Source organism: Paraburkholderia ribeironis, assembly GCF_900019265.1.
Taxonomy (GTDB): domain Bacteria; phylum Pseudomonadota; class Gammaproteobacteria; order Burkholderiales; family Burkholderiaceae; genus Paraburkholderia; species Paraburkholderia ribeironis.
In genome coordinates this window covers 1-21,512 of the sequence record NZ_CYGX02000067.1, presented here as the reverse complement: position 1 = coordinate 21,512, position 21,512 = coordinate 1, and the positions used below count along the sequence as shown (strand labels likewise).

Annotated in this window: 13 protein-coding genes and 6 pseudogenes; 8 read left to right on the top strand and 11 right to left on the bottom strand. The window is 60.4% G+C overall.

Annotated features, from left to right (window positions below):
• Positions 1-17 precede the first annotated feature (17 nt).
• Positions 18-3,083 (top strand): annotated as a pseudogene (locus tag BN2475_RS26415) (TOMM system kinase/cyclase fusion protein); the annotation flags it as partial.
• A 233-nt stretch (positions 3,084-3,316) separates the two neighbouring features.
• On the opposite strand, the pseudogene BN2475_RS26410 reads toward BN2475_RS26415, so the two are convergent.
• The 3 genes and pseudogenes from BN2475_RS26410 to BN2475_RS36600 all read right to left on the bottom strand — a co-directional run.
• Positions 3,317-3,711, bottom strand: a pseudogene (locus BN2475_RS26410) (DDE-type integrase/transposase/recombinase); the annotation flags it as partial.
• A 223-nt stretch (positions 3,712-3,934) separates the two neighbouring features.
• The gene (locus BN2475_RS33875; RefSeq protein ID WP_143325909.1) at positions 3,935-4,330 is read right to left on the bottom strand and encodes a hypothetical protein; all 396 of its coding nucleotides are present in this window, start codon (positions 4,328-4,330) and stop codon (positions 3,935-3,937) included.
• A 204-nt stretch (positions 4,331-4,534) separates the two neighbouring features.
• Positions 4,535-4,719, bottom strand: a pseudogene (locus BN2475_RS36600) (hypothetical protein); the annotation flags it as partial.
• A gap of 74 nt (positions 4,720-4,793) precedes the next feature.
• Between BN2475_RS36600 and BN2475_RS36595 the strand changes: the two are divergent.
• The gene (locus tag BN2475_RS36595) at positions 4,794-4,877 is read left to right on the top strand and encodes a YopT-type cysteine protease domain-containing protein (protein WP_425435570.1); all 84 of its coding nucleotides are present in this window, start codon (positions 4,794-4,796) and stop codon (positions 4,875-4,877) included.
• 349 nt (positions 4,878-5,226) lie between these two features.
• Positions 5,227-6,174 carry a LysR family transcriptional regulator gene (locus BN2475_RS26400; RefSeq protein WP_094782413.1) on the top strand — a complete coding sequence of 316 codons (948 nt, stop codon included), beginning with the start codon at positions 5,227-5,229 and terminating at the stop codon, positions 6,172-6,174.
• A gap of 414 nt (positions 6,175-6,588) precedes the next feature.
• Here BN2475_RS26400 and BN2475_RS26395 read toward each other — a convergent pair.
• The 5 genes and pseudogenes from BN2475_RS26395 to BN2475_RS26375 all read right to left on the bottom strand — a co-directional run.
• A pseudogene (locus BN2475_RS26395) lies at positions 6,589-7,310 on the bottom strand (IS110 family RNA-guided transposase); the annotation flags it as partial.
• Between the two features lie 476 nt (positions 7,311-7,786).
• Positions 7,787-9,052: an ATP-grasp domain-containing protein gene (locus BN2475_RS26390; RefSeq protein ID WP_094782412.1), complete on the bottom strand. Its 1,266-nt coding sequence runs from the start codon at positions 9,050-9,052 to the stop codon at positions 7,787-7,789.
• A 56-nt stretch (positions 9,053-9,108) separates the two neighbouring features.
• Positions 9,109-10,347: an ATP-grasp domain-containing protein gene (locus BN2475_RS26385; protein ID WP_245841604.1), complete on the bottom strand. Its 1,239-nt coding sequence runs from the start codon at positions 10,345-10,347 to the stop codon at positions 9,109-9,111.
• Positions 10,348-10,357: 10 nt separating this feature from the next.
• A complete protein-coding gene (locus BN2475_RS26380; protein ID WP_094782419.1) occupies positions 10,358-11,053 on the bottom strand; it encodes an iron-containing redox enzyme family protein in 696 nt (231 codons plus the stop codon).
• A gap of 207 nt (positions 11,054-11,260) precedes the next feature.
• Complete coding sequence (locus BN2475_RS26375) at positions 11,261-12,202, bottom strand: EamA family transporter (RefSeq protein WP_245841602.1); 942 nt, start codon at positions 12,200-12,202, stop codon at positions 11,261-11,263.
• A gap of 1,303 nt (positions 12,203-13,505) precedes the next feature.
• Here BN2475_RS26375 and BN2475_RS34355 point away from each other — a divergent pair.
• The 3 genes and pseudogenes from BN2475_RS34355 (at position 13,506) to BN2475_RS26365 (ending at position 14,824) form a co-directional block, all read left to right on the top strand.
• Positions 13,506-13,646: a hypothetical protein gene (locus BN2475_RS34355; RefSeq protein ID WP_159444612.1), complete on the top strand. Its 141-nt coding sequence runs from the start codon at positions 13,506-13,508 to the stop codon at positions 13,644-13,646.
• Positions 13,639-14,121, top strand: a pseudogene (locus tag BN2475_RS26370) (protein mobD); the annotation flags it as partial. The gene BN2475_RS34355 and the pseudogene BN2475_RS26370, both read left to right, overlap by 8 nt.
• Positions 14,111-14,824: a hypothetical protein gene (locus BN2475_RS26365; protein WP_174642047.1), complete on the top strand. Its 714-nt coding sequence runs from the start codon at positions 14,111-14,113 to the stop codon at positions 14,822-14,824. The pseudogene BN2475_RS26370 and the gene BN2475_RS26365, both read left to right, overlap by 11 nt.
• A 552-nt stretch (positions 14,825-15,376) precedes the next feature.
• Here the strand turns inward: BN2475_RS26365 and BN2475_RS26360 are convergent.
• A pseudogene (locus tag BN2475_RS26360) lies at positions 15,377-15,790 on the bottom strand (DoxX family protein).
• A gap of 32 nt (positions 15,791-15,822) precedes the next feature.
• Complete coding sequence (wrbA, locus tag BN2475_RS26355) at positions 15,823-16,425, bottom strand: NAD(P)H:quinone oxidoreductase (RefSeq protein WP_094782410.1); 603 nt, start codon at positions 16,423-16,425, stop codon at positions 15,823-15,825.
• A gap of 1,119 nt (positions 16,426-17,544) precedes the next feature.
• Between wrbA and ppk2 the strand changes: the two genes are divergently transcribed.
• Together ppk2 and BN2475_RS26345 are read left to right on the top strand one after the other, a co-directional pair.
• A complete protein-coding gene (ppk2, locus tag BN2475_RS26350; RefSeq protein WP_094782409.1) occupies positions 17,545-18,312 on the top strand; it encodes a polyphosphate kinase 2 in 768 nt (255 codons plus the stop codon).
• Between the two features lie 79 nt (positions 18,313-18,391).
• Positions 18,392-19,348 carry a DUF5996 family protein gene (locus BN2475_RS26345; RefSeq protein ID WP_094782408.1) on the top strand — a complete coding sequence of 319 codons (957 nt, stop codon included), beginning with the start codon at positions 18,392-18,394 and terminating at the stop codon, positions 19,346-19,348.
• Positions 19,349-20,126: 778 nt separating this feature from the next.
• On the opposite strand, the gene BN2475_RS26335 is transcribed toward BN2475_RS26345, so the two are convergent.
• On the bottom strand, positions 20,127-21,005 hold the full coding sequence (locus BN2475_RS26335; RefSeq protein WP_094782406.1) for an SDR family oxidoreductase: 879 nt from the start codon (positions 21,003-21,005) through the stop codon (positions 20,127-20,129).
• Between the last annotated feature and the right edge of the window lie 507 nt (positions 21,006-21,512).

Genomic DNA, 21,512 nt, shown 5'->3' with positions numbered 1-21,512 from the left:
CGCGGCTCCAGTCTCGCGTGGTTCCTGAAGCGGGCATCGTGGAGTCGTCATGCGCAGTGAGCACGTCGCCGGAACTGCACGGCGGGCAACGCTACGTGCTGGGGCCACTGATCGGCGAAGGCGCCATGGGTCGGGTCTACCGGGCGACGTGCGCGGATTCGCTGGAGACCGTCGCCATCAAGATATTGCGGGAGGACGGGTCGCTTGTGCCGCCCGAGCGCGCTCGCTTGCGGACACGTTTCCGCCGCGAAATGGCGCTATGTGCGCGACTGCACCACAAGAACGTGGTTGCGCTGCTGGATAGCGGCGAGACGCCGGACGGACGGCTTTTTGCCGTGTTCGAATACGTCGCCGGCCGCACGTTGCGCGAGGTGCTGGCTGCCGACGGCGCGTTCTCGGCCGTCACGATGGGCATGTTGATGCTCCAGGTGCTCGACGGTCTCGCGAGCGCCCATCGAAGCGGCGTCGTTCACCGCGATTTGAAGCCGCAGAACGTGATCGTCACGACGATCGACGGCGAACTGTCGGCGAAGATTCTCGACTTCGGCATCGGCGCGCTGCTTTCCAATGCGCGGCGCGGCGACGAACCGACAATCACTCAATCAACTGAAGTGCTAGGCTCGCCGCAATATTGTTCGCCGGAACAGTTGCGCGGCGAACCGCTCACCGCGAAAACCGATCTCTACGCATGGGGCCTTGTCGTCATCGAATGCCTGATCGGGAAGCCGGTGATGCAGGGCGAAAGCATTGCCGAAATTCTCTATCGGCAATTGAGCCCGGTGGACGTCGCATTGCCCGCGTCGATTGCCGCCCATCCGCTCGGTACCGTGTTACGCAGCGCACTCAACAAGGATCCCCGGCAACGCGCGGAGTCGGCCGAGGTGCTCGCGGAGCGCTTCCGCGCGATCCATTTCGAGGCGCTTGTCGGCGCAATGCAGTACCGTTCCCCGCGCCGTGAGCCACGTAGCACCGCGTCCGCGGGCATGGCTGCCGGGCGGCGCCAGCTCACGGTGCTGTGCTGCCGCGTGACGCTCGTCGGCAGCGGCGCGTCCGTTCGTGAGACTGACGAGCTCGCGAACGAAGACGCGCTCGACGCATATGAGGCGCAATGGCTCACGCGTTGTGCCGATATTGCCGTGCGCTACGGTGGCCATGTGTGCGGGTCCCTTGGCGATACGCAGATGTTCTTTTTCGGCTATCCGGAAGGAATCGACCGGCCCGCGCAGCGTGCATGCCGGGCCGCGCTGGATATCATCCGCCAGGCTGCCCGGTTCGAAACGCCGGATCGACAGGCGGCTTCGTCCGTCGACCACTCGATTCCATCCCGCAGCCATATCGAGGTCGCCGCAGCGCTCCACGTCGGTTCAGTGCTTGTTCGGGCGGCTGTGTTGCCCACCGGAGTAACGACCAGTGCCGCGGCCGGACTGCTGCGTCTTGCGCCAGCAGGGTGCATTCTGTTGAGCGACGAAGCAGCACGCATAGTCGAGCGTCATGTCGATCTGGTTGACACGCCACTGCGGTTTGCCGTTCCGGGCAGGCCGGCGCAACCGGTCCGTGAACTGCTGGGCGAGCGCGACGAGCATGCGCCGTTCGCCTCGCTCGAACACACCATCTCGCAGCCGATGGCGCCGAACGCACCCATCGTGCCGATGATCGGCCGGGATCGCGAGTGCACGGAGCTTCTCAACGCGTGGCAAAGAACGATTCACGATATGGCCTGCCATGATGATGAGCGTGCACCGCGGGCGCGTCGCGCGACGCTGGTAGTCGGTGATGCGGGCATCGGCAAATCACGTCTGATCCACGCGCTGCGCGAAACGGTCCGCGCGCATGGACAGGCGGTCGCCGACTGCGTATGCCTGCCCGAGCAGGTAAATCAGGCGCTCTTTCCGATTCTTCGGTTCGTCGACGCGCATTGGCTGGTGGGAGCCGATCGCACGAATCTCGTCAGCAAGCTCGACCGCTTACTGGAGCCGCTCGACTGCGATCGCGCTGCCGCCCGTGCCGCGCTGGGCACGTGGCTGGGGTTCTCCGAAAGCAGCGATGCCGAGATGCTGGGCTCGTCGGGTCCGCGACAGTGGCAGGCATTGTTCGACGTGCTGTGCCGTTTGATTGCATCGCTGGGTGGCGGCGGTCCCGTGCTGTTGATCGTCGAAGACGTGCAGTGGGCCGACTGCGCAACGCTGGAGTTTCTCGACGAGTTATTACGGCATCCGCGTTGCGTGCGTGTATGCGTCATGCTCACCTCGCGCGCCGAGCAGCTTGCGCGCTGGCGCGGAAAAGTTGAGCGCGTGGTGCTCCGGCGGCTGCCGCGAACTGGGGCGCGCAGCCTGATCGAGTCACTGCTGGGTGAAGTGGCGTTGGACGAGGCGTCGTTCGAATGGCTCGAAAAATGCACGGCAGGGGTGCCGCTCTACATCGAAGAGGTGATCCGTGAACTGCAGCTTGCCGGGATGACGGCAGAGCGGGATGCGACATTGCGCAATCTCGCGGCCCAGGTGGATTGCCGCTTGCCCGGTAGCTTGCGCGAGATGCTGGAACTGGCGCTCGAGCGCGTGGACGGTGCACGGGAAGCGCTTCAACTGGCAGCAACGATCGGTCTTGAAGCTGACGCACGCCTGATCGAGGATGCGTCGGCGCTCGACCTTTCCGCACTCGACGAAGAACTGAGACGCCTGGTGGAAGGCCGCATTCTCTATCCGCTGCATCGGCTCGGCGGCGTGACTTACGTATTTCGTCATGCATTGCTGCGCGAGGCCGCATACGAGTCGATGCCCGGCACGGTCCGGCGCGCGTGCCACGAGCGCGTTGCCAGAGCGTTGAGCGCACGCTCGGGCTGCGGGGACGCGGCATCCTCATCGGTGCGCATTGCCGAACACTTCGCTCGCGCGCAGATGTTTGCCGAAGCGGTGCCCTACGGAATCAAGGCGGCACGGCACGCACTCGAACGCGCGCTGCACGACGACGCGATCCGTTATGCGCAAACTGTGCAAGGCTGGCTTCAGCATGCCGACTATCCTGGGCGCGAGGACGATGCGGTCGCAAACGACGTGACGCTTGCGCACGCGCTGATGGCCAGAGACCGTTGATCGAAATCGGGAACGCCTCATCTGTTCAGCCTGCGATTCAAAGCGTTGGTCACAAGCAATTCGCCCGGTCTCTGCCACGCATGCCGCCATGCTTCACAAATCAGACAATCCTTTCTTTTTTTCGAGCCGTCGCGCGCCAGTCCGTACTTTGTACGCATGCTCAGCCTTCCAGAGGTTCTGGTGCAAATAGGCTGTACTGACGAGAAGGTAGCTATAGAAAGGATGCCTTATCTATAAGCATGGACAGCGTTCCATACGCTAGGCATAGCGGTCTTTGAGATCGAGCTTCGCGAGATTGAATTGGCCTTTGCGAATGCGATGCATCAACTCGATGCCGGCAAAAGCGATCGCTGCGTTCCTGAAACGCTTGAAGCCGAGCATGACATCGGTTCGGGACTTGATGTGGCGATGGTCCTGTTCGATCAGGTTGTTGAGATATTTCGAAAATCGAACCTTCGTGTCCTTCGGCAGCAGGCCATCGGCCTTCATCTCGCGCACAGTGGTGCGAGGCGGCATAGCCGTCGAGCGTGATGATTGCCGGCGGCCGGTCCTGATGTTTGACAGCTTTGCTGAAAAATGCTTTAGCCGCCTTCACGTCACGTTTCGCCCTGAGCAGGAAGTCGGGAAGCACTGCGCAAGATCGTGACCGACCAGTTGCGTGCTAATGCGGCGCGAATACTTTAACGTGACAACGCCGACATATGACGTCGGAAACTGGACAAACAGGACAGCCACTCTCAAAGATTATCGTGCTGTGTCGGCTATCCTGCGTGGTCTCAAACCGGGGGAGCAAGTGGCATATAGATTGCATTGAACTTTCAGACATGTTCGTATATCCGGAAATGTCATACGCGCTTCTCCTCGGCCCAATCAACCATTAAGGTGAAAAGATGCCCATTTATTTCTTTCACTTCCAAACCAGGTCGGACTATGTGCTTGGTGTAACCCAGCAAAGCGCAGAAGAGAACTTGTCCTTCGCAGAAAGGCCGCGCCGTCAACCGTAGGCCGGATGAATGCGGCACTGCGAGCAGGGCGGTGGCATTCGGCAAAGCGGCCTCGGCACCTATTTTTCCAGTACGAATGAAATAAAAGCGCCAATTTGCACAAGAGTAGCTAACACAAGTCATACGTGATCGCAGTTGATACAGTACTTTACCATCGACTTTCAAGGAGCCTATTATGTGCAAGATTAAGAAAATGGCGTTTGGCGGGCTAATTGTCATCACTTTGGTAGGAGCCACTGCGTCTGCACTGGCTGAGGAATCGAAGCCGGCGGCCAATCAAGATTGTCTTTGGACCGACATCGGAAGTGGCGACTACATAATTTGTCTCTAAGAGTGGCTAACACAACCTGGAGATCAGGGCATAGGCCCCGTATCTTGGGGGCATGCAAGACGCAAATCGAGGGTTGGCCGGGATTCGCAAAAAATGCGCCATATCCCGGCCTAAGCAGCTGATTTGAATGCGAAATCGATGGTCGGATCGAGCGGAGGCACGGAGCGCTGGAGATCCAGCAGATAGTCCCACTGCACGTTGTACAGGATCACCATGTTCGCGACGAGATGGTTGTACTTGATGACCTTGCACTGCTCATGCCGGACGTTTCCGCGATGACGCCTTCGCCGCCAAACAAGTGAACCGTAACCTTTCGACCTGTTACATCGCGATCACCACCTCAAACCGATTCGCCGGCAGTCACCTTTCTTGTCGTGCAGGACCGTTGCGAAATCAACGTCCAACGGCAAAACCGTGCTCTTCGATCCGAACTATGGAGAGTGTGTCACATGACGTCGACTCATTATTCCAAAGCCTCAGCAACCGCTCCAAGAATCCGAATGGACAGCATTTGTCGACAGTGACCACGCAGTGCGGGTTGGGGTAATGGATCCTATGTGCAGGAGAGCTACCGACAAACCGAGTCATATAATGGGTAATTTGAATTTCACCACAACCGACGAAGCCTGGGATGCCGCGCGATGACACTCCGGCAGTCCGACGGGCAGCAAAATGCTGAGCGTCGCCAGCCAGCTTCCGGCGCGCTAGGCCATTCACGAAAACGTCCGCGTCAGACCGCCTCTGTACAATTAAATAGCTGTTGTTCCGACGATTTCCCTCCAACTGATGGATAGGCCACAAGATGCGCTTCAAGGGTCTTGATCTTAACCTTCTCGTCGCACTGGATGCGCTAATGGCGCAGCGTAACTTGACGATGGCCGCGCGCAGCATCAACCTCAGCCAACCCGCGATGAGTGCGGCCGTCAGCCGGCTACGCGACTATTTCAGCGATGAACTGTTTGTGATGAACGGGCGTCAGTTCGTCCCGACAGCGCGGGCAATAGAACTCGCAGGACCAGTTCGCGAAGCGTTGCTGCACATCCAGTGCTCCATCATGAGCGCGGACAGGTTCGACCCGACGCAGTCAGTTCGTCGCTTCAGGATCTGCCTTTCGGACTTCATGATGCGCGTATATTTGCGCAACGTTATAACCCGCGTGGCGCAGGAAGCGCCCTCCATCAGCTTTGAACTGGTACTCGTCGACGACGATCCCAACGAGCTACTTCGGCATGGTGACTCAGATTTTCTGATCCTGCCGGAGTTCTTCACGGTGCATACGCACCCCAGAGCGCGGCTGTTCGACGAGAGGCTCGTATGTGTGGGCTGCATGAGCAACGAGCAGATGGCGGGTGGACTCTCGCTCGACCAATACATGTCGATGGGCCACGTTACTGTGAAATTCGGGCGCTGGCGGAAACCCTCGATCGAGGAATTATTTTTACCGGGTATTGGACTCCAAAGGCGCATTGAGCTCGTCGTTCCGAGCTTCAGCTTGATTCCACCCATGCTCCAGGGCACCAGCTACATTGCCACGATTCCCTTGAGACTGGCCACGCATTTCGCGGAAATCATACCCCTTCGAATCGTCGAAGTCCCCCTGCCGCTTGCCACATTCAGCGAGGCCATTCAATGGCCTGCGCGACATAACGGGGAGCCTGCGAGCGTCTGGATGCGCAAGCTGCTATTGCAAGAGGCCCAATGCTATCGAGGCCAGTATTTCGACCGATCTAAACCAGGGCCGTGCCGGTAGCTCGGTGGGGCATTTAACGAGAGTTCGCGGGTTTCTGCCTGATCGACAAGTCGTTTGCGCAGATCTCCCTGAACAACAGCACAGCGAAGGGTATCCATTTATCGAAGCTCCATACGGTGATGGGATAACAATTTAGGGCTGGGACCGCAGCGTGGCGCATTCACGTTAAATTGCCCGGGACGCAACAGCGGAGAGGACCCAGACTTGCTCAGAAAATCTATGGTCATCCCCATTTTGCAATCGTGATTTTCGATGTCGTTGCTGGTTTGCGTAAATATATTCGGCGTCATTGTGGGGATCACTCCCCGCGCCACGATGAGATCCGCGCCTGACAGTCCTACAAACGGAAGCAGTCTCGAAGACTTGTTTTCTGAACAGGTTTGCTACCAGGCCACTGTGCCGTTTACGTCATCTGCATCTGTATTGTTTGCCGTCACCCATCTCTGCCGCAAGCACGCTTGCTGTTATCGGGCCGACTCCGGGAATAGTCAGCAGGCGCTGGCCCAGATCGTCGTCCGCAAGTTGGCGGGTCATTTCCTTGTCAATCTCACTGATCTGTTCGTCGAGATACTTGAAATTTAAAATGACCGTGCAGGCGCTCGAGAATTGCGACCATACGTGGCGGAAGCGAATGTTCGGCGAGCACGGCTCGCAGACGCGCGATGACGGCTTTGCCGACGGGCAGGCTGATGCCGAATTCCAGCCAGCAGGAAGCCGTGCATCTGATTGACTGTCTTCGTGCGATCACGCACGAGCAGTTCTCGCACGCGGTGCATTGCGGATCGAGTTTGTTGGGATTCCGTCTTTGGCGTCACAAACCGCATGGCCGGTCGAGATGCCGCTTCGCAAATCGCTTCGGCGTCCACAAAATCATTCTTATTGCTCTTCACAAAAGGCCGCACAAACTGAGGTGAAGTCAGATTTACTTGGTGCCCGAACGTAGCAAGCTTGCGCGCCATGTGGTGAGATCCTGCGCAGGCTTCCATAACCACCGTACATGAGTGAAACGTGGCGAAGAACTCGATCAGCTGCTTGCGGCCCAGTTTCTTGCGAAACACGGCCTTTCCTCTTCCGTCCTATCTATGCAGGTGGAAGCTGTGCTTGCCCAGATCGATTCCAACCAGTCTTGCCCAGATCGGTTCCAACCAGTGTCACGTCTTGCATGATGATCTCCAGTCCAGAATTAACCCATCGAGCGTAGCGTACTCAGGGGCGGGGGTGACCATCTCATTACGGAAAATACTGCACGCTAAGGCCGGCCGGGTCACGGTGCTACCGTCTTCCGAACGCCTGATTGATCTCTCCAGCACGTAGTACATCGTCGCCATTCTGATGATGTGAAACGAGCCCGTCAGATGGCGTCGGTGTTCGGTGCCCCGGCTCGCTGAGGCCAAAGCGATTTTCGGGGGCCGGAGCGAATCTGGCGGGCGGGAATTTTCGGCGATTTTTTTCTTACCCCCACATTACTTGCTGTCTGGTTCGCGCCACTGATCGCAGAAAACACCCGGCCCCGGATGCTGCTCGGACAAAACGGCATCAACCCGCGCACGAGGCGTGCAAAGAACTGACCAACTGCTTCGCGCCGATTCCCAGTAAGTCGGGCGTGACAGTTTCACTTTTCGGGCGATGGAGAAAAATAGCCATGATGCCGCTGTCCGCGCGGCCAAGCGGGACGGCTAGGGGCATCGATGTCGCCCAGCTCGTAGCGGAAGCGCTCCAGGGTCGCGTCGATCGCCGCCTCAATTTCGTCTTCCGATCGGCCGCGGTAGCGAAACCGGCCGAGGATGTCGTCGTAGCCGCCCTTGCCGTCGAAGACATGATTCGCCTTCGGCGTAATGGCCGCGTAGAGCGGTGCGATGCCGTCCGGGACCACGGCGCGCACGAGGCGGCTGCCGGCCGCCTCGGGGAGCATCAGGAACCCTCCCAGCTCGGCGGAGCGGGCTGCTGCCGCCACGCCGGCTTGCGATGCGAGCGGTGTCCCGTCGTCGAGCTGCTGACGGACCCACAGGCTGAACAGGTCGATGCCGTAGAGATCGCGGAACAGGAACGGAATTTCGCCGCCGCCCACGCGCGCGCCGATCTCGAGGAAATACAGGCCGTCGCCGCCGCGAATCACTTCGAGATGAAAGGCGCCGTCCGTCAGCGACAGGGCGCGAAGACTCGTCTGCGCGAACGCGAGCAGTTCGTCGTTCGACGGGCCCGGCTGCAGCATTATCGAGCCGAGCGGTTTGCCGTTGGCGAAGTCGAGGCACGTGTTGAGGTAGCGCGACGCCCGGATCAGCAACGGCTGGCCGCCCGAGACGATGCCGTCGACGTGATAGATCGGCCCTTCGACGAATTCCTCGCATTCGTACGCGCTGCCCGTGAGCCGGGGCAGTAGGGCATCGAACTGTGTCGCCGAATCGACCCGATGGACGCCGACGCTCGCCGCGCCGGTTCGCGGCTTGACGACGAGCGGATAGCGCAGCCCGGCAACGGCGGCGTGCGCGTCGTCCGGACCGTCGAGTTCGACGAACCGCGGCACGCGCATACCGGCCGCGCCGACGACGCGCTTCATCACCGTCTTGTCGCGAAAGCGCGCCGCGGTGGCGGGCCGGTCGCCCGGGATGTCGAAGGCCTCGCGCAGTTGCGCCGCGGCGAGCAGGTCGAATTCGGACAGCGCGATCAGCCGGTCGACGCCGTCCAGCCGGGCGCGGCATGCGTCGAGCGCCGCGCGCAGCCGATCCGGATCGTTGAAGTCCGGCACGATCTCGATGTGCGCGATGCGCGTCGCTTCGAGCGCTTTCGCGCCTTCCGGGGTGCACAGATAGGCGACGTCGTGCGCGTCGTGATCGATGTAGCGGTGATAGGCGGCGAAATCGTCGGACCAGCGATTCATCACGACGCTTCGGATACGGCGGGGGAAAGGTGTGTGCGTCATCTGTGAGTCGTCCGTCAAAGGTCCGCTAGCGCCGGGCCGAATTCGAGCGCGCATTGCGCGTCGTTCAGCCGGTGTTCGAGCGTGGGGCGATCGGGCGCGCTAAACAGCACGTGGCCGATCCGGCCACGGAAATCGGTCAGCGGCGAGACCCAGTCGCCGGTGCGCGGATAGATTTCCGCTTCTTCGAAGCCGGGCCGTGCGCGCACGTCGTCGAGCCCGCTTACGCCGGCGAACGGCCCGGATGCCTTGGGTGCGAGAAACCGGACGCCGCTTACCCGGGTGCTCAGCCGGTCGTAGTATCCCGGCGCCGGGTCCGGTTCGCCGAGATAGCTGCGAATCATGACTTCCGGCAGCGAGATCGACCTGGCCAGCTCGACGAGACGGTAGATCCGGTCGCCGCCGAGCCGCGCGGCGATTTCGATCAGCGCCGGACCGTCGCGCGTGATGCGCACTTCCGCATGAAACACGCCAAGCGTCAGGCCGATCTGTCTCGCCACCGCTTCGACATACGCGCTCAGCCGTGCTCGGTCGCGTTCGTCGAGCGCTGCGTCGACCACGTGTCCCATCTCGACGAAGTACGGCTCGGGGCCGAGGATCTTTTCGGTGACGGCAAGCACGCGCGGGCCGAGCGGACCGACGTAGCCTTCCACGCTGTACTCGGGGCCGTCGAGATACTGTTCAAGCATCAGCGTGTGACCGACTTCACGGCCCATGTCCGACACCGCGCGATGCGCGACGCCGTCGAGCGTCGCGTGCAGCTGCGCGAGCGAATCGACGCGGCGCACCAGCAGGCTGCCGCAGCCGTCGACCGGCTTCACCACGGCGGGAAACCCGACGTGCGCCGCCGCGCGGGCGACGTCGCCGAGGTTCGCGATCAGCGCGAAACGCGGCACGGCGAGCCCGGCCGCGCTAAGCCGCTGCCGGCTGCGGTATTTGTCGCGCGTGAGCGCGGCCGCTTCGGGCGGTAGATGGGGCAACCCCGACTGAGCGGCCGCCTGCGCGACGACGTCGACCGCGTATTCGAAGCCGGGAACGAGCGCGTCGACGCCCCCGAGCGCCCGCACTGCCGCGGCGACGTCGTCAGCCGAGCCAGTGTCGACGCGCGTCAGCGACGCGGCGGCCCGCCGCTGCGCGGCCGGTACGATGCGATCGTCCGTATCCGCGGAGAACAGGTGTACCGGATGCCCGAGCCGCTGAGCGGCGGCGATCAGCGCGGTGCCCGACGAGGCGGGCTCTACTACGATAATAGCCACGATGCGCTCCTCATGCGGCAGCCGCGTCCGGCCGGCGCACGGTTTCGGCGCGCAGTTCGTCGAAGTAGTCGCCGATCAGGCCGATGAAGTTGCGCAGATACATTTCGGCCTTGTCGATGCCGCCCCATCCGTCGATCACGCGCTGGACGGCGCCCCACATCAGATCGTCGTGATCGTGCGATTCGTCGTACTGGATGTGGCCAAGCGAGCCCTTGACCGTGTCGTGACCGAAGGCGTGGCCCGCAGCCTCGGTGATCGTCTTGCTGTAGCGGTCCGAATACCATTCGACGAACCAGTTCCACACCATCGTCGGCAGCGGGCCGTCGCGTTCGATGCTGAGATACAGGTAACCGATCAGCTTGTCGGTCGAGTGGAGCGGCTGGATGCCGTCAACCTGTTCGGCGGTGAGGCCGAACTTTTCGATGTCGCGCAGAAAGAGTCCTTCGTGGCCGTATTCCTCGGCGAGGTATTGCGCGAGGATCTGCGCGAGATGATTGTCCTTGAAGCCGATCTTGTGTAGCGCGAATGCATCGACTTCATTGTTCAGGCGGATGCGCAGTACGGTTTCGACGAGATGCCGCCGATAGTATTCGCGGTCGAGCCATTCCCCGCGGTGAAACGCGGCGGTGTCTGGCGAGGCGGAAAAGAGCGCCTGGATTTCACGGTCTGCAACCTGTTCGAAACGGGCACGATCTTGGTGAGCCATCTTCAATCTCCGGTAGAACTGCATGAAGGGAAACAGCATCGCGACACACGCAACGACGGACACGAATCATCGGCGGTTTGTGTCCGGGTAACACATTCGAATGACCTGGGAGAGAAAGCGGCGCGAGACGATCCGGCTGTGGCGCACCGCCGGTCCGCCCGGACGTGCTGCCTGGCGCAATCCGCTTCTGCTGCCGGCGACGCCGGCTTATTTCTGTACGACCGCGCCTATGCTGGCGCTAACCACGAGCAACGTGCCGATGCTTTGCAAGCCGGTCATAGGCTGACCGAGTACGACAAAACCGATTGCCGCGGCGATCGCGGGTTCGGCGCTCATCAGAATGCCGAACGCGGACGCCGTCATGCGCCGCAGCGCGATCATTTCGAGCACGTAGGGCAGCAGCGGCACGAGCACGGCGAGATACGCGGCGTCGAACAGTTGCGCGGCGGGCAGATGGCCGCCGCTTTGCGCAAGACCGAACGGCGTGGTGACGAGCGCCGCGACGATCAGCGACGTCGAGAGCCCCTGCAGGCCGTCGAACAGCGTGCCGACCCGCTTCATCATCACGATGTAGGTGGCCCAGCCGAGCGCGGACCCGATCGGAAATACCAGCGCGGCGAACGAGGTGGTCCACATGCCGTCCTGCCGCGCGAGCAGCACGACGCCGGCCATTGCCAGCACGGGCCACGCCAGCATCCGGAATTTGCGGATGCCGACCGTCGCGACGCAGAGCGGCCCGAGGAAGTTGATGGCGACGGCGAGACCGAGCGGCACGCGCTGGACGGCTTCGAAGAAGCACAGCGTCATGCCGGCCATGGCGCTACCGAGAACGAAGGCGGCGATCCAGCGCTGCCGGGAGTAGGTGTGAAGCGGCGGTCGTACCACGATCGCGAGCACCAAGGCCGCGAAGCAAAGACGCAGCCAAGTCGTGCTGAGCGTGCCATATTCGATCGTCGCGGGCCGCGACAGCGCGGCACCAAGCTGCACGCTGCACATCGACGCGATGGCCATGGCAGGCGCGAGCACGCTGGCGAAACGGTGCGAAGACGGTACGGAATCGAGGACGTCAGCATCAAACGCATCGCGTGCGACTGGCGCAAGCCCGGTGGCACGGCTATCTGCTTGGACGGCATCCAGCTCTTCACTCATACACGGCTCCGTAACATCGACGCAAGAATGCTAACAGTGCAGATTCGCTTTGTATAAGCTGTTATTTTTTTTGGATGCATCAATCATATTGATGATTCGCGATCTCAGCAGCAGCTTGTTGAGCACGTTTTGAGCGACGCGGGTCGCTGCCGTTCGTCGCGTTCGGAGGCATTGCACCGATGGCCAGACTTGCCGCGTCGAGAAACAACCTCTTGACGCTTCACAGCTAATCGCCAATGCGGTCTTTTACAACTCGGCCCTCCTCAGTCGATTACAGGCCCCGACAAAAATAGTGACTCGATCGAAATTGAGCCATCTCCGCCGTTCTTCAGAGTGGCCCTGGCTGCCGGGAATTTTCGACGGTTTGGACTTACACCCCCTATCTTTTTATTTGACACGTAGGAATCCTATTTGTCGAAATTTAGCTTTGTAGGTCCTAAATTGAGATGTCGCGTTTCCGCTAGATCGAAATGTCATGTTTTTGTGTGGCTTGAGCGCCGGACATTCCATCGGGGAGCGCCGGCGATGAACGCGACTGGGACGATCACGAAGACGACGTAGTGGCAGTGCGGACGAGCCTCTAGAGTTGAAGCGTTGCCCCTTGGGCGCCTAAAACCGGCGGTAGCCTATCCTGCCATCACTTTTGCAATACCGTATTTCCGTCGCGCATTTCGGTGTGTTCCGTGAGGCAGGTCCATCGAGTTTGCGAGGTTAGGCCTGCGATTCGGTTTGTCTTTTGCTGAAAATTCGCGCTCATATCCGGATCGTTCAGACCACTGCGCCGGACAAAATCGCGAGATGGAAACCGTGAGTGGGTTCACTTGAGGATCTCAGTTCGCGTAGTCATGCTGACGAATTTGTAGGGGTCAACACTGTGCGTCACATCAATGTGCGATTTCAGTCCGATCGGTCGCCACTCCGGGTCGGCGAGTTCACGCATGTCAGTTTGCGACGTGCGCGTAAGCAGTCTGTAGAAGTGCTGACAACTTTTGCCCGTACGGGTGCTCACGGGCGTAAGGCTTTTCGGTAACGCTTGGACTTCCGTCGATGGCCCTTGCTGGGGTGTGGTAAGTCTGGTTGCGCGTCGCTATCCTCTAGTTCGTATAGTCCCCCGTCCAATTCTGCGACGCACATTCTTCCGGTCTGTCTGCTCGCGCGGAAAATAAAAAAATATTTTCTGTTCCATAAGATTCCCGCTTATTCCGAGTGCTTCCGATTCTCAAGATTGAGCGTCGGAAGGGGGATTGACGAGCCGATTCCCGATTCGCATTATGGTTCCGAAAGCGACGTATGGGAGTGAATCGTGCCGGGTGCAAAGAGCTATACACGGGCGCAGTGGGATGAATTCGTCCACGCGCTCGAAGCATTGCCAGAAAAGCCACGGAACGAGCAACGCGTCAGTGTCAGTGATGCGATGAAGGAGATTCGCGCGCAAATTCTGTGATATGCACCGGGGCGCATCCGTGGTCGTCAACACGGCGGCGCGCAATCAGACGGGAGTGGCCCGATACGGCGGGACGCTAGCCCGGACGCTCGCCGAACTCGAGCGACAGCTTGTCGTGCTCTGGGTGATCAACCGACAGCGCGACAGTCTGGAGTTGTTGCATATCTTCGGGCAGACGTTCCCGGATACGGTGACACATGTGGTTCGGAACGGTTACTTCGGCAAGCCCGACAAGTTCACGCTGTACCAGGAATCGCAGCTTCGCCAGTCGATCGAAACGAAAGGGCGGTCGCTGGATTTCCCTGATCTCGCGGATCGCGTCGCGGACGAGCTACGTAGTCAACGTATCTCAATCCGCAAGGCGGCGGAGACCATGCATATCGGGCAACGTGCGGAACTCTTTCGCTGGCGGGAGCTGTGCGACGCGATGTTCTCGGAAGTAATCGGCGTCGACCGGACGGCCCGTGAGCAATAGGCAGTCGGGCCGGGGCGACCCGCTCATCCGCCTGTTTCATGAAGTCTCCGGCGATGTTCCAGACGAGGCCAACCTTGCCCGCATGCGCCGGGTATCGGACGCGCTGAACCTGCATGACAACGACGCGCTATGGTCGATGATTGCTGTGCTCGAATACTACGCGCGTTTGTATGAAGCCATGCCGGAACGCATCCGGTGGGCAGGTGAAGGTAGTCTCGAAGCCGCGCGCAGGGAAGTCGGCGGCGCAACCGATGCGCTAATGCAGCAGCATCGCGAAGCGCTTGAGCGGTGCAAGGCGACGATCCAGTTGGCGGAAAACCTGATACACGAACACGAGGCCCGCTATCGGGCAGCGCTGGCAAGCCTGAATGAGGCTGCGGTAACGGCTCTGATCGGGCGCTTGTCGAATCAGGTCGCGCGTTCGGCGGGTAACCGGGTGATCGGCGCGGCGGCGTTGTCCGCGCGTGAGCAGCGCGAGCGGCTGGGCGGCACGCTTGACGCATTCGAGCGGGCGGTTGATGCATCGGCGGCGCGCGTGGAGGGGATGACGACCAAAATGGAAAAGCGTTTCGCGCGTTCGATGCGTCGCCTCCTGAACCGGGCGAAGGGATGTGCCTTGCCATTGCGACTGGGCACTTCCCGGTGGAACTCGGGGTTGGCTTTGCTGCCGCCAGGCTCCCGGATTCCCGCCCGTGCGACTTGAGGAGCCGATAGCGGGCGGGTGTCAAGGAGAAAGGCGAGGGAGGGGTGCGGGCAACACGGTCCCTCGCCCCTTGATGCCCGCCCGCTATCGGCTACGGTCGCGGGTCAAGGGCGGGAAGCTGGGAGCCGCGTTGCTTGCCATGCCTCGGGTTGACCGGGCATCAGGTGCGATCTGACAGCGGCGGCGCATAGGCGACGCCTCCACAGACAGCGACGGGGTTGACTGTTGAACTTGACGTTGATGACCGACAGCCGGCTCCATCAGGTGACCAACGACCGTGCGCGGCGGCAGGCCAGGCTGCACCCAGGTCCGCGAATTGATCGCAGTCATGCATCCTGGCGCTCGACGGCCACGCGGCAGCTTTTCGCATCAGCGAACTCACACTTTCGACCCCATGCCGCCGTTCGATCCAACACAGCCTCAACGGCAGCTTTCAGCTACACAACCGTCACCCCAACGAAAAGGCGCGCGTCAAATTCAATCCGGCAGGTGCCATGGATGCCGCGCGGCTCGGGGATGTGCCTTGAGTCATCCATTGCGGCTTGCTCGACGTCACTTCCTGTCTAGCGAGTATCGGCCTGGGCCCGTCGCGGCGAGCAGCAGTAGGCCACCTATGATACTGAGATTCTTGTAGAAGTTGATCATGTTCGCGTATTGCTCCATGCCCGTCATGGTCCAGTAGTGGTGGCCGACGAACGCGGTGCCGAGGGTATACAGCGCGAGCAGCAAGGCAAGCGGACGGGTGTAAAAGCCGATGACGATCGCGATGCCCACCACGAACTCCATCACGACGGCGATGACCGCAGAAAGCGTTGGCACGGGTGCGCCGACCGAAGTCATGTAGCCAACAGTGCCTGAGAAACCCGCCAGTTTCTACCAGCCGAAAAGGACGAACAGCACCATCAGGAGCACGCGGGCGAGCAGGAACAGTGCGTCCTTGCGTTGCTCGAGAGAGAAGTAGCGCATGGTTGATTTGACCTTGTGTGGATAAAGGTGAATCAGCTAGATAGTCTGCCGGCTAGTTCGGCAACGTGCTTTCCCTGATACCGGGCGATGTCGAGTTCGTTTCGCGACGGCTGTCTGCTTCCGTCGGCGGCGGCAAGCGTCGTGGCGCCATACGGTGTGCCGCCCGTGATCTCGTTCATGTTCGTGAGTCCGGCGCACGCATAGGGCACACCGACAATCACCATGCCCTGGTGGAGCAGTGTGGAGTGAAACGAGGTGATCGTGGTTTCCTGGCCGCCGTGCTGCGTGCCGGTTGATGCGAATACGCTGCCGATCTTGCCGACGAGAGCACCCTTCATCCACAGGCCGCCCGTCTGGTCGAGAAACGTGCGCATCTGCCCGGCCATATTGCCGAAGCGGGTCGGCGGGCCGAAGATGATCGCGTCGTAGTCGGCCAGTTCGTCGGGCGTCGCAACCGGCGCGGCCTGATTCAGCTTGACGCCGTATTGCGCTGCCTTGTCATCGGGAATCGTTTCAGGCACGCGCTTGAGCGTCACCTCGGCCCCGGGCACTGAACGGGCGCCCTCAACCACTGCGTTGGCCATTGTTTCGATGTGTCCGTACATCGAGTAATACAGAACCAGTACCTTCGCCATTATGTGCTCCTGGTGGATGTGCCCCGCACGCCTCTGCGGGACAGACGTAGTACGAGAACCGTCGGCCCAGCTACGCTCAGGCCCATTGGCTGGAAACTTCGAGCCCGCGCGGTCTAATACCAGCCACTGCGTCATGCCAATCTGCGAAAGTGAGGGCGCATTGGCCACGTACCCTTGCGTAATCGCCTTCACCAAGCTTCACATCATTAACCGTGACGTCGCCGCGCGATAGGCGAATAGGCGTTCGGTACCGATTCAATCGCGAGTGTGGCGCACTCGAATCAACCTGGCAGATGGCCGACACTTCGAGTCCAGATTGATCGCGATGAGCCATTGCATCATCTCCATGTCGAGTACAGCGATGCGGCACAGTGTGAGGGCAAATAATCAGCCACCGACAGAAGGCTCGGTACCAGGCGTCGACGATGGTATCGGGGGTCCGTACTCTCCCGGCCCGACTCGTCGCGTATCAGGGAAATTTAATACGTCGCCATCTGCGCGATGCAAACGGAGGGCATCGACAAGTGTGCGCTTGCGCACATTCCGGTTACTCGGTATCCCGGGTCTCCGGCGTCAGAGAACGGCCCCCTCGATTGATGCGCAGCTTTCACGGTTGAATCCGCCGTGCGCAGCGGCCGTTCGGTTAGACACCCGGTACAACAAGTTTTCATCCTTGTGGAAAGCTTTGCATAGGCCGATCCCCAGTCTTCCCGCCTCACTCCAATGTCAACAATCTGGCGGAGTCACTGAAGCAGTATCTCGCCGGAAAGCCCCTATGGCACCAGGCCGTCGAAGAAGAGTGTCCGGCGCATGGTCCCCCCGGCGTCACGACCGTCATTAGTGCCGCTTGAATCGAGTTACTTCTGAAAGCTGCAAGTCGCCCAGCTTTCTTTGTCCGTGCGAATCATATGTCCGGCTTCGCCTTCCCGCGCACAGTTCGAGACGTACTGCCAAGGTCTGATTGAACTTGCTGATCGCGTTGCCCATACTGGAGATCGGCCGGTGGACGGACGTCCCGATCCGGTTGCGGCAGTAAGCGAAGGCTGAAATAAGCGATGGCAAGACCGGGAACGGCGCCTTGCGAACGCAAAGCGGGATGACACAAAGAGGGGAAGACGCATGAACACCAAGCAGTATGAAAAGGAACTGGCGTCCCTTCAGGCTGAACTGGTGAAGCTCCAGGAATGGACCGTGCAAACCGGTGCGAAGATCTGCGTGGTCTTCGAAGGGCGCGATGGCGCAGGCAAGGGCGGAACCATCAAGGCGATCACTGAACGCGTCAGCCCCCGTGTATTCCGTGTCATCGCGCTGCCGGCGCCGACCGACCGCGAAAAAACCCAGATGTACATGCAGCGCTATATTCCGCGTCTGCCAGCAGCCGGGGAGATCGTGCTTTTCGACCGAAGCTGGTACAACCGTGCAGGCGTCGAGCGGGTCATGGGCTTTAGTACAGAAGAGCAGGTTCAGACGTTTTTCAAGGCCGTGCCGCTCATGGAGCGTGCAATTATTGGCTCAGGCATCATTCTTCTGAAGTATTGGCTCGAAGTCAGCGAAGAAGAGCAAACACGCCGGCTCAAAGCACGAATCACCGACGAGCGGAAGGTCTGGAAACTTTCGCCTATGGATCTGCGCTCATACAGCCGCTGGTACGACTATTCGCGGGCAAGGGACGACATGTTCGCCGCAACCGATCTGGATGAGGCGCCGTGGTACGTCGTGCGTTCGGATGACAAGAAGCGTGCACGCCTGAACCTGATCACGCATATGCTGGGCAGCATCCCGTACGAGACGATGCCGCGTTCAGTAGTGAGGTTGCCGGAACGCCAGAAGCCTGGCGGTTATAGAGAGCCAGACCGGCCGGTCCGATACGTTGCCGAGAAGTTTTGAACGCAACCGGGCGAAGCCAGGGCGCTGTATTTCAATTTCACGCCGTCCGCAGAAGGGCGGGGAATCAGGAGCCATCGCAATGCAAAATCCTGGACACGTTCGGAGTTTTTGGCCTGCGCTTGACTACGCGCAGTCGCGAAATACACTGCAGACGCTACACCTGTGGACTCAGATCGTCGGTAAGGTACGTCTGACCTTGTCGCCGTGGGTCAATCACGGGTGGCAGGTGGCGTTGTATGTCACCGCTCGCGGCCTCGGCACTTCCACCATTTACGCTGCCGAGCGCTCATTCGAGATCGTTTTTGACCTCGTCGACCACCGGCTCATCGTTCGCAGTTCCGAGGGACCGGATCGTGGTTTCGCCTTGGCGCCGATGTCGGTCGCGTCCTTCTACCACCAGTTGATGAGCGAACTGCGCGCTGCCGGCGTTACAGTCTCGATCAATGTGACACCCAACGAGGTGCCGTCGCCGATTCGCTTTCCCGATGACGAGGTGCATGCGTCGTATGATGCGGACGCTGCACACCGATTTTGGCGGGCGTTGGCACAGTCGGACCGCGTCTTCAAAGTGTTCCAGACCAGCTTCCTTGGCAAGTGCAGTCCCACGCACTTCTTCTGGGGCAGCTTCGACCTGGCCGCCACGCGTTTCTCAGGGCGCCGCGCGCCCATGCACCCGGGCGGTATTCCCAGTCTGCCGGACCCGGTGGCGCAGGAAGCCTATTCGCATGAGGTCAGCAGTGCCGGCTTTTGGCCTGGCAACGAGACTTATCCGAATCCCGCGTTCTACTCCTATGCTTACCCGTCCCCCACCGGGTTTGCGCAGGCACGCGTCGAACCGAGCGAGGCGCTATGGAGTGACACGTTGGGCGAATGGCTGTTGCCCTACGACGCGGTCCGGAACGCAGCGGATCCGGATGCCGCCTTGCTGGCCTTTCTGAACACTACGTTCCGTGCAGCTGCCGACCTCGCGGATTGGGACCGAGGTCTGGAGTGCGGAATCGGGGTCGCCGGGACGCCGAGAGCGATACCCGACTGATCCGCGACGCCGTTCGCACGCCAAATAAACGGGCTGGTGAACGGCGGCTAGGTTGTCGGACTGCTCGTTGACTGCTTGTGGCCTGACTCCTGCCCAATACGGTCGGCGGCAGTCGTTTATGGTTACTCGATGCCTAGTAAGATTTCATGGGCATGATTCGTTGCAACTGGGAGCCGTTTTAAGGGTCAATTTTTTAAATGGATATTGTAATGGGATCAGTCGTCCAACCATCGTAAGGAGAGGCGAATGTTGACCCTAAGCGAACTCGCCAAGATTGGCGAAGAGTTTCCCAAGGAAATTGAACGCATGACAAGGTGCCTCAAGGATGCCGGGCGAGTGGCATTGGAATCTGAGGTTGCGTTTGCTTGGGCACGCTATTCCGATAGCGTATGTGCGAAATGGCTGAGCCTCCCAGCGGACGACGAAACGCTGACCAACACATTGGTTACTTATTTACCGGCTGCCGACCCAGTCCCACGAGGGGCGCTCTGTATAGCATTGCGGGACGCTGGGGACAATACGGGCAGTCTCCTCGTCGAGCTACCATCAGTGCTAGTCACCCGGCTGGGCTGGAAGACGGGAAACAGGCTGTCGATAGATGAGGACCCTCAAGGTGGACTGATATTGCGTCGGCTTTGAAACGGGTTCCGCGACATCAAAGATCTCTGCGCGCAACCACCTGCACCGACGGATTTCGCGGAACATAAAAAAAGGCACTGCAGAAAGTTCGATTCGTGCAACCCCATCGGTCCGAACCGCTTGCTCTATGATCGCCGCTTCAATTCGACGCCCACTCTTTCGCAGTTGCTTCTGCGAAGTCTCGATATGTACGCGGCGCGCGGCCCAGTAATGCTGTGAAAGCGTCGAGTTCCGCGGACGCAGCGACTGCCCCGTCCTGCTGGTAGCGCTGCATCATCAAACGCATGTCGTACGCGAGCCAGCCCGGCGCTGCCTGTTTGAGCCGCGATTCGAGCGTGTCGAGATTGTCCCCTACGTAACGGATGGGACGTTGCAACACGGCCGCCCAGATCGCGACGATGGAATCCGCGGTGAGAGCATCAGGACCGACAAGTTCGAACGCCGCACGCGGCAGTGGCGCGTCGGCGCGCTCACGACGCAGCAGCTCGCGTGCGGCCGCATCGCCGATGTCGCGTACGTCCACCATTGAAATGCCTTTGCTGCCGACCGGCATGCCGTAGATGCCGTGTCCAAGCAACGCATCTTTCTGTCGGACGTCGTTCTGGATGAAGTACGCGGGACGCAGCACCGTCGCGGACAAATTCATCTGCTCGATCATGCGTTCAACCGTGTGCTTGCTCGTGAAGTGCGGCACGTCCACATATTCGGCGCCCTTGAACACCGACAAATAAACGATACCCTTTACGCCTGCTTCGCGCGCGATGCTCATCGCCTGAAGCGCTTGCGTGAGTTCGTCGGCGGCGTTGGGCACGAGCAGAAAAAGCGTATCGATGTCTTTCATCGCGACGCGCATCGCTTCGATGTCGGACAGCTCTCCTTTGACCGGTGTGACTTTCTCGGCAAACTTTGCCTTCTCCGGAGAGCGCGTGAGCGCGCGCACCTCCGCGCCTTCCTTTTGCAGATGCACAATGACCTGCGTACCGACGACGCCCGTGGCGCCCGTGATCAGAATTGTCATGTGTGTTCCCGGAGTGAGTGAAGAGCCGTCGTTGATCGGCCCGGCACATCAACGATAGTCGTTTCATTTGAACATCGAAAGTCCGACCATCGAGACTCCCATCTCAACGATGGACCATCGCGCTTACACCGGCGACTCGCGTGTCGTCATGGATGATGCGCAAAGCGGTGCTCTATGGCGCCGGCGGCACGTTGCTGCTGGTCTGATCGAACGGGGCGTGCAAGCATGGACGCTCGGACAGCTTGGCGTCAAATCAGGTCCGGCCGTCGAGGGCGGGCCGGTCAATCTGCCGCGCGAGCAGTCCAAGCGGGCATCGCTGTCGGCACAGTATGCCGCGAATAGAGATCCATCACGAACCGGAAAGCGCTGTATGCCCGTGTGGTTGCGAGCGTGTGCGCATAGGCTGGCGGCTTACGTCTGCTGTCGAGCGCAAACGGGCCAGTTGAACGTCCTGCTCGGCGCGGTCGCGACTGGCTCAAGCTGGCCGCTGGACTAAACCGCTCGCGC

Coding starts and splice junctions, on each gene's coding strand:
- BN2475_RS26380 (WP_094782419.1), bottom strand. CDS start 11,053: ATGGCTCACCAAGATCGTGCCCGTTTCGAACAGGTTGCAGACCGTGAA.
- BN2475_RS26375 (WP_245841602.1), bottom strand. CDS start 12,202: ATGAGTGAAGAGCTGGATGCCGTCCAAGCAGATAGCCGTGCCACCGGG.
- BN2475_RS26390 (WP_094782412.1), bottom strand. CDS start 9,052: ATGAATCGCTGGTCCGACGATTTCGCCGCCTATCACCGCTACATCGAT.
- BN2475_RS26335 (WP_094782406.1), bottom strand. CDS start 21,005: ATGACAATTCTGATCACGGGCGCCACGGGCGTCGTCGGTACGCAGGTC.
- BN2475_RS26400 (WP_094782413.1), top strand. CDS start 5,227: ATGCGCTTCAAGGGTCTTGATCTTAACCTTCTCGTCGCACTGGATGCG.
- BN2475_RS26345 (WP_094782408.1), top strand. CDS start 18,392: ATGCAAAATCCTGGACACGTTCGGAGTTTTTGGCCTGCGCTTGACTAC.
- ppk2 (WP_094782409.1), top strand. CDS start 17,545: ATGAACACCAAGCAGTATGAAAAGGAACTGGCGTCCCTTCAGGCTGAA.
- wrbA (WP_094782410.1), bottom strand. CDS start 16,425: ATGGCGAAGGTACTGGTTCTGTATTACTCGATGTACGGACACATCGAA.